Source organism: Halomonas sp. ND22Bw, assembly GCF_003011945.1.
Taxonomy (GTDB): Bacteria; Pseudomonadota; Gammaproteobacteria; order Pseudomonadales; family Halomonadaceae; genus Halomonas; species Halomonas halophila.
Genome location: NZ_PXWD01000376.1, coordinates 1 through 351, shown reverse-complemented (window position 1 = coordinate 351; position 351 = coordinate 1). Strand labels below are relative to the sequence as shown.

Genomic DNA, 351 nt, shown 5'->3' with positions numbered 1-351 from the left:
GCGCTGCGCGACGTGGCGCGCATGGCCGCGCAGGTCGAAGGTGAGGCAGACGCAACCCAGCGCCGCGATCTGATGCGCACGGCGGATGTACTGCTCCTGACTGCCGTCCCAGCCATGCACCAGCAGCACACCGGGCACGGTCATCGAGGACGCGACCAGCGTGCCGGCGATGTGTTGGTCGTCGACCGGAATGTCGACGGCGTTGTGGCGGGTGTTCAGCATGGTGGATCGATGCGTGTGTATTTGGTGAGCATGCCGACGTTCGGCACCTCGCCCTGGTAGTAGATGACGGCATCTGGCGGCAGGACGCCCGGGTCGCCGTGGACTTCGACGCAACGCACGTGGACGCGG

General features: G+C 67.0%; 1 protein-coding gene and 1 pseudogene. Both read right to left on the bottom strand.

Going from position 1 to position 351, the window contains the following annotated elements; genetic code table 11:
* Positions 1 to 222: pseudogene (locus CVH10_RS18520) on the bottom strand (hypothetical protein); the annotation flags it as partial.
* Entirely contained in the window at positions 216 to 341 is a 126-nt protein-coding gene (locus tag CVH10_RS18515) for a hypothetical protein (RefSeq protein ID WP_369335873.1), read from the bottom strand. The gene CVH10_RS18515 and the pseudogene CVH10_RS18520, both read right to left, overlap by 7 nt.
* Between the last annotated feature and the right edge of the window lie 10 nt (positions 342 to 351).